The following is a 7,645-nucleotide window of genomic DNA, read 5'->3' on the forward strand; positions in this document are numbered from 1 at the left end:
ACCCAAAGAAATACGGCCGAAGTCGAACTCCTTAACCATTTTCTCGACTGTGAATTTTTCTTCACCGTCAGGCATGGTCCAGCCCATCATCCCAAGATAGTTCAGCATTGCAGCTGGAAGAAACCCAGCTTCTTTATAATAGTTGAGGCTAACCGGATTCTTACGCTTGGAAATTTTACTTTTATCCTTATTACGCAAAAGCGGCATGTGGATAAATTCGGGCGCTTCCCAGGCAAATGCCTGATAAAGCAAAACGTGCTTTGGTGTTGATGAAATCCATTCCTCAGCTCGCATCACATGGCTGATCTTCATCAAATGGTCATCCACCACGTTGGCCAAGTGATAGGTCGGCATCCCGTCGGCTTTCATCAAAATCTGGTCATCGATTTGCTCGTTATCAAATTCGATATCGCCGCGCAGCTTATCCTTCACGATGGTCTTACCCGGCCGAGGCACCTTAAGACGAACAACGAATGGAGTTCCGGCATCAAGATTGGCTTGAACCTCGGCTTCGCTTAACTCTCGACCTCGTCCGTCGTAGCCACGCGGAGAACCAGCCTCACGCTGAGCCGCGCGAATCTCTACGAGCTCTTCGTTGGTGCAAAAACAGCGATAAGCTGCGCCGCTATCGAGAAGCTTCTGAGTATGGACGCTGTAAATTTCGCCGCGTTCACTTTGGCGATAAGGACCAAAGTCGCCTCCGCAATCAGGACCTTCATCCCAATCGAGTCCAAGCCACTTCAAGGAGTCGATGATCATCTGCTCCCACTCAGGCTTGGACCGGGTCCGGTCGGTATCTTCAATACGCAGCACAAATTTGCCGCCATGCTGCTTCGCAAAGACATAATTAAAGAGCGAAATATAAGCAGTACCAACATGGGGATCGCCGGTGGGCGATGGCCCAATTCTTACACGTACGGTCATGATCAACCTCAACCTAAAAAAAACGGGCGTGCTCAGGGAAATCCCGAGCACGCCCGCTGTGCTAAACGCAATTATTGACGATGTGTCAAGGTGCTAGCAGCGCTCAAAGAGGCCTGCTGCCCCCATACCGCCACCAATGCACATAGAAACAATGCCATACTTACTTTCACGCCGCCCCATTTCATGGAGTAGTGTTGCCGTAAGCTTTGCTCCCGTACACCCGAGTGGATGGCCCAAAGCAATGGCTCCGCCGTTAACATTGAGTTTCTCAAGAGGAATTCCAAGCTCACGCTGGCAGTAAACCGCCTGCGCCGCAAATGCCTCATTGATTTCAAAGAGGTCGATGTCTTCAATCGACAACCCTGTTTGTGCCAAAAGCTTTCGGATAGATGGGATCGGTCCGATACCCATAATGTCCGGAGCACATCCAGCAACTGCAAAGCCTCGCATTTTACCCAATGACTTGAGTCCAAGTTCTTCGGCAACCGCTTCAGACGTAAGAACCGCCGCAGCTGCTCCATCATTCATCGGTGATGCATTCCCTGCGGTCACTGTGCCCGTTGCCTTAAAGACCGGGCGAAGCTTCGCCAAACCTTCAACGGTTGTACCAGGACGTGGGCATTCGTCGGTGTTAAAATCCACTTCCGTAAATTCTTTACCGTTAAACACTCGCGCTTTCACCGAGATCAATTCATCGTTGAACTTTCCGTCGGCAATCGCCTTCAGCGCCTTCTCGTGAGACAGAGCTGCAAATGCGTCCTGGTCTTCGCGAGAAACACCGAATTTTGCCGCAACACGCTCAGCGGTATGTCCCATACCAATGTACGCTTCCGGAAACTCGTCGACGAGCTTTGGATTCAAGCTAAGCTTATTACCGCCCATAGGAACAGCAGATGTGCACTCAACGCCGCCGGCTAAAACCACATCCATCGTACCCGATTGAATGTTCTGTGCCGCGTGCGCGATAGCTTGCAGGCCACTTGCGCAAAAACGGTTGATGGTTTCACCGGGTACTGTATCAGGCAAGCTGGTTAGAAATACCGCATTGCGTGCGATGTTTAAACCTTGCTCACCTTCCGGCATAGCGCATCCCAAAATGACATCGTCAATCCGGGCAGCATCCAGTCCGTCCACTCTATCAACTGCTGCTTGCATTGCTGCCGCAGCCAAGTCGTCTGGACGGGTATGTTTTAGAGCACCTTTATTGGCGCGCCCAACCGCGGTGCGGACAGCGCTTGCTACTGTTACGTTCAATGGAAAAGCCATGAGATTGTCCTTCCTTAGTTGCGAAGTGGTTTGTTGTTCATCAAGATACTCTGCATACGCGCTTGACTCTTCTCTGTACCCGCAAGGGAGAGAAAGGCTTCAAGTTCTAAGTTCAGATAATCCTGCTCCGTTAGAATCGCTCCAGCACTTACCGCGCCACCGCACAGAATATGGGCGACCTTGTTTCCGATAAGACGGTCATGCTCGGAAGCCCAACCTCCTTCAACCATACTCCAAGTTTGCATCCCAATAGTCATCGCAGCATCGTAACCCGCAGCTTTAAACTGACGTGGTCGCGGTGGACGATATCCAGCACCGGCCATTCCCAAAGCACGCTTCTTGGCGCTGTAGAGTAAATGGTCCCGATTCAAGGTAATGCCATCTGTTGGTAGGAGGTAGCGCAGTCGCCGGGTATCTTCGGCCCCTGAGCCTGTTTTCGCCATTGCGATATTCAGGGCTCCTGTTCCGACAAATTTCAATGGATCAACGCCGTCAATTCCCGCCAAAGCGTCAGTGAAACGCTCAACGGTTCGCAGACAGCCACCACCTGCAGGTACAAGACCTACGCCAACTTCAACCAATCCCATGTAGGTTTCGGCATATGCTTGTGCAGCATCTGCCGCCATTGCGATTTCCGCTGCTCCACCCAAAGTAAGGTGAAACGGAGCTGAAACGACCGGGATAGGCGAATAACGCATCTTCTGACACGCATCTTGAAAACCTCGAACCATGGTTTCAATTTGGCCCCACTCTTTTTGTTGAGCGGCCATGAAAATCATCAGTAGGTTTGCGCCCGCACCAAAGTGAGGACCGTCATTACCAATGACCAATGCGTCGAAGTTCTTTTCAGCTTCATCCACACCTTCGTTGATCATCTGAATAACATCAGCATCGACAGTGTTCATCTTCGTGTGAACTTCCACACACAAAACACCATCACCGATATCAATCAGAGATGCACCGATGGTCTCTTTCACAACATTGCGCTTATCTTCCTTGAGAATAGCGAGATTGATATGATGTGGATCTGCCTGGATACTCGCCAGCTTCTTAGAGCTGGACTCGTAATACTCAGGAGCTGCAATCGTACCAGCGTAAAAGCTAGACTGACCGCCTTCAACCATATCGACGACCCATTGTGGGACATCCATACCGTCTTCTTTCATTCGCGCAACCGACTCAGCGACGCCAATGGCATCCCAGGCTTCAAATGGTCCTAAGTCCCAGTTGAATCCCCAGCGCATAGCCCGGTCAACGTTCACCACATCATCAGCGATTTCGCCAACCAGGCGTGCTGAGTAGCAAAGCGTACGTGCTAAACCATTCCAAGCGAACTTGGCTGCGACGTCGTCTCCAGCAATCAAAGCCTTCAGACGCTTACCAGCATCTTCAATGCCCTTAACGGCTCCTAAAGAGTCGAAGCGAACCTTCTTTGGATCTCGGTATTCCAAGGTATCAGGGTCCAGGACCTTAATGACCTTACCCTCTTTCTTGTAAAAGCCTGCTTTGGATTTTTGACCAACCCGGCCGCTTTCAACAAGTTTTTGAACCCAATCGGCAACCACGAAAACATCGCGCTCTGGATCGCTCTCAAGATTGTCGTAACAAGTCTTCGCAACGTGAGCGAGCGTATCAATTCCAACCACATCAGCGGTTCGAAAGGCTGCACTCTTCGGACGTCCCATCGGTTTACCGGCAATCTTATCAACTTCTTCGATGCTCAGCCCGGCTTCCTTCATGGAACCAAAACATTGCATCATACTGTAAACACCAATTCGGTTCGCAACGAAGTTTGGCGTATCTTTACCGTAGACAATTCCCTTGCCTAAAAGCTCACCAAAGGATGCCGCACGAGCCATTACTGCTGGCTCTGTTTTCGGTCCAGGTACAAGCTCAAGAAGTCGCATGTAACGAACTGGGTTGAAAAAGTGCATTACGAAAAAGCGCTTCTGCAGATCTTCATCTAACTCCGCGCACATATCGGCGATACACAGGCCACTGGTGTTTGAAGCCAGAAGCGCATCGTCTTTTAATTTTGGAGCAATTTTCGCAAAAAGCGACTGCTTAATATCCATTCGTTCGATAACAGCTTCAACCACAAGGTCGCATTCTGACAATCGGTCTAAATGGTCCTCTAAGTTACCAGCCGTAATTAAACGAGCAGCATCCGGGTCGTAAAATGCAGCAGGTTTAGCCTTGAGCGCATTTTTGATCCCATTTAAAGCGAAGCCATTGCGTGCTTTAGGATCATCCTTTTTTGCATCGTCTAAGTTCGGTGGAACAATGTCCAATAGGTGAGTTTTAATACCCGCACCGGCAAAATGTGCAGCAATAGCGCTACCCATAACGCCTGCTCCAAGTACTGCCGCGGTTTCAATCCGTCCAACCATAGCGTTTCCTCCCGTTAGTTAGGGTCTAGCACCCTACGCGGCAGAGAGGTTTAGGGCAAGCCCCTTAACGCAATGCGCCATATTCAAACGGGAAGTCCGACGGAGCGCATCAGTTCAATGGCGTTACTCTGCTGAACGACGCCCGGTTTCAATCGGTAGTCGAACACAAGTGCCTGCCCGTCTAATCTATCGGATAAATGCATATTTGTAGCTCGGTCGGGCCAATCGTCCGCCATTTGCGCCAATGCAAGGTCGTGCGTTGTCACAAAACCTACCGATCCGTCATTTAACATCGACTCAAGAATTGCTCGCGCACCTTTGCGTCGATCAAAAGAATTCGTTCCGTGTAAAATCTCGTCGATCAGAAAAAGAAGCGTATGTTCACTGCGACTCACCTCTACCAGGCCCTGTATTCTGGAAATTTCGGCATAAAATCTGGACTCACCCGACATCAAAGAATCGTGAATGCTTAGCGTGGCTCCCACCTTAAAGGCTGAAAGCCTCATCTTTTTCGCGCAAACGGGTACCCCGCACATCGCCAGGACCACATTGAGTCCTACACCTCTTAAAAGGGTGCTTTTACCCGACATATTCGAACCACTGATCAAGAGAAGAGGCATTTGGCTTCCAAGCTCAATGTCGTTTCCTACGGCCACTTTTGTCCCTAAAAGAGGGTGCCGCATATCATCAATCTTAAGCACACCGGGACGGGTCTCAAATTCAGGATAATAATTCTCTGGATGCTCAAAGGCGTAACAAGAGAACGAAATTAAAGCTTCAAACTCTCCCAAGGTAGCCAGCCAGTTTGGCAGATGCGGTTGTTCTTTCATTCGCCAGGACTCAACCCGTACTGCGGCTAAATGGTCCCACCCAAAATAGAAGCCCACCAACATAAAAAGTTGGTTTTTCATCGCATCCGCTCGGTGAACCAGCTTACTAAGCCCACGGATTCGTGTTGAAATAGACTCCCCTTCTACATCGAGACCCGCTCGCCAACGCGTCATCGCACCATCTGCCGGAAACTTGGCTTCTTCGAATAAAGTTAAGATGCGAGCCATCTGCTCCAGCTCTACGTGTGCACCGGAAACTGCCGATAAAACCCGCATGACACGTTTCTTATAGATCATTCGGGTGATGCCTTGCGCGATCAGCGCTCCCAGAAACACCACCACACCCCAATCGGTCACCGCCCAGGCTATGACACCGGCAAGTGATAAGCCTAAAAGCCCGACAAAGACGGCTGAGTCTCTACCCGCCTCGAGTTCGGCACTTTGTTCTACCCATTGCTTTAAACCTGCTGGACGAATTTTTTCCCTGCGGTCACCGTGAGACGCAACGAGAGATTCTCGAAGCTCAACTTCTCTCTCCAAATCTCGAATACGTGCTTGTCGAATCTTTGCTTCGCTCAGCGAACCGGGGTTCAAAAGCCAATCTGCAATGGTCTTTCTCCCGATTTCCGTTTGAGCCTGGCTAATCAGTTCAAACGCTGAGCCCTCGCCACAGATATCCAAATCCGCAACGTAGAGATGACTGCCTTCACCAAATTCAGCTCCAGTATCACCTCGGCCAATCCAATCTCCGCCTAAGCGGTCCAATGCACGGTGAAAATACTCGCAGGAAGATTCCAAATAACGTCGCACACGAATCACGCGGTTGTGACTGACGACGAAGAACAGAAACACGAGCGCGCCAACAACAACCATGAGCCCGGGTACCACCTCGCTGTAAACAAAGCCGAGCCCAAGGCCGAAAACCATAAGAAACAGCACCAATCGGATATTGGAGTTCAAGTTATCCAGCGAGACCATTTTCGACAACGCCGCCTTACGCTCATCCAGTAACTTACGATACTGAAGCTCCGGGCTTTGCTCCCTACCTACACCTTGTGCTTCAGCTGACTCTTGAGACATCAGTTACCACCTTGCCACGAAATTTGAATGAGACCTTGATTACCTTTCGAACCAATAACTCTCTTCTGGGCACAAAAAAAGGGAGACTTGCTAAACACAAGTCTCCCCATTCCATTTGTCGATTATAAGTAGGCTCAGCCCAGCGGTCTTACCATCGCCGCCCGCGCACCTTTATCGCTCGTGTTACATTCGTATTCAACGCCTTGGCCTTCAACCAGCGTCTTAAACCCATCTCCCTCGATGACCGAAAAATGAACGAAGACATCGTCTCCGCCGCCCTCTGGCAAGATGAACCCAAATCCCTTTTTATTATTGAACCACTTCACTGTACCGGCTGCCATGACAATAACCCCCAAACTAAAATATTTACTCTAAAACTGCTTATTACTGACAGAACCGTAGGTTCCTAGCCCAACAATAACAACTAAATTCAGGATACAATTTACGCACAAATCTATCAAATCATTTATTTACTAATTTACAAATTAAACCGGTTATTCATGAATTAGCAAATATGTTCGGAAATCGAACAAATATAATATCGCGGAATCAGTTACAAAATTGTATTCATAGAAAAGATCACAATCTGAGCTCTAAATTCATCTGACCCTTTAAATAGGTCAAAACGTGAAAAGTCTGGGGATTCTAGAAAACAAGATAGCTCTGAGAAGATCAGGCCATGACGGTTGCTCTTAGACGCAGTGAAACTAAAAAAAAGGCAGCTCGTAAGAGCTGCCTTTTATGACTCGTCCGAGTCTTTCAAAACCGAATAACAAACAAAAATGCACGTGCGAGACTGACCTAGGTGTCCGAGTCCGAAGACTCTAGTGACTCCTTAGAAAGGAGGTGATCCATCCACACCTTCCGGTACGGATACCTTGTTACGACTTCACCCCAGTCACCAACCACTCCTTGGACGGCTGCCTCCCTTGCGGGTTAGCCCACCGGCTTCTGGAGCAATCAGCTTCCATGGTGTGACGGGCGGTGTGTACAAGGCCCGGGAACGTATTCACCGCGTCATGCTGATACGCGATTACTAGCGATTCCGACTTCATGCTCTCGAGTTGCAGAGAACAATCCGAACTGAGACAGTTTTTTGAGATTAGCTCCCCATTGCTGGTTCGCGACCCATTGTCACTGCCATTGTAGCACGTG

Annotated in this window: 5 protein-coding genes and 1 rRNA gene; all 6 read right to left on the bottom strand. The window is 49.5% G+C overall.

Features of this window, described 5'->3' with window-relative positions; translation table 11 throughout:
* On the bottom strand, window positions 1-924 hold a 924-nt coding region (locus HOK28_00755; GenBank protein MBT6431588.1), incomplete at its 3' end, for a glutamate--tRNA ligase.
* 93 nt (window positions 925-1,017) lie between these two features.
* Window positions 1,018-2,190: a thiolase family protein gene (locus HOK28_00760; protein MBT6431589.1), complete on the bottom strand. Its 1,173-nt coding sequence runs from the start codon at window positions 2,188-2,190 to the stop codon at window positions 1,018-1,020.
* Window positions 2,191-2,204: 14 nt separating this feature from the next.
* The gene (locus HOK28_00765) at window positions 2,205-4,580 is read right to left on the bottom strand and encodes a 3-hydroxyacyl-CoA dehydrogenase/enoyl-CoA hydratase family protein (protein MBT6431590.1); all 2,376 of its coding nucleotides are present in this window, start codon (window positions 4,578-4,580) and stop codon (window positions 2,205-2,207) included.
* 83 nt (window positions 4,581-4,663) lie between these two features.
* The gene (locus tag HOK28_00770) at window positions 4,664-6,490 is read right to left on the bottom strand and encodes a DNA mismatch repair protein MutS (protein MBT6431591.1); all 1,827 of its coding nucleotides are present in this window, start codon (window positions 6,488-6,490) and stop codon (window positions 4,664-4,666) included.
* A gap of 134 nt (window positions 6,491-6,624) precedes the next feature.
* Window positions 6,625-6,831, bottom strand: a complete 207-nt coding sequence (locus tag HOK28_00775; protein ID MBT6431592.1) for a cold-shock protein — start codon at window positions 6,829-6,831, stop codon at window positions 6,625-6,627.
* Between the two features lie 490 nt (window positions 6,832-7,321).
* A 16S ribosomal RNA gene (locus HOK28_00780) occupies window positions 7,322-7,645 on the bottom strand; the annotation flags it as partial.

The sequence above is a fragment of the Deltaproteobacteria bacterium genome (assembly GCA_018668695.1).
GTDB lineage: Bacteria > Myxococcota > XYA12-FULL-58-9 > XYA12-FULL-58-9 > JABJBS01 > JABJBS01.

What these genes read in the sequence shown, in the direction of transcription:
- HOK28_00775 (MBT6431592.1), bottom strand. Translation starts at nt 6,831, where the DNA reads ATGGCAGCCGGTACAGTGAAGTGGTTCAATAATAAAAAGGGATTTGGG.
- HOK28_00770 (MBT6431591.1), bottom strand. Translation starts at nt 6,490, where the DNA reads ATGTCTCAAGAGTCAGCTGAAGCACAAGGTGTAGGTAGGGAGCAAAGC.
- HOK28_00760 (MBT6431589.1), bottom strand. Translation starts at nt 2,190, where the DNA reads ATGGCTTTTCCATTGAACGTAACAGTAGCAAGCGCTGTCCGCACCGCG.
- HOK28_00765 (MBT6431590.1), bottom strand. Translation starts at nt 4,580, where the DNA reads ATGGTTGGACGGATTGAAACCGCGGCAGTACTTGGAGCAGGCGTTATG.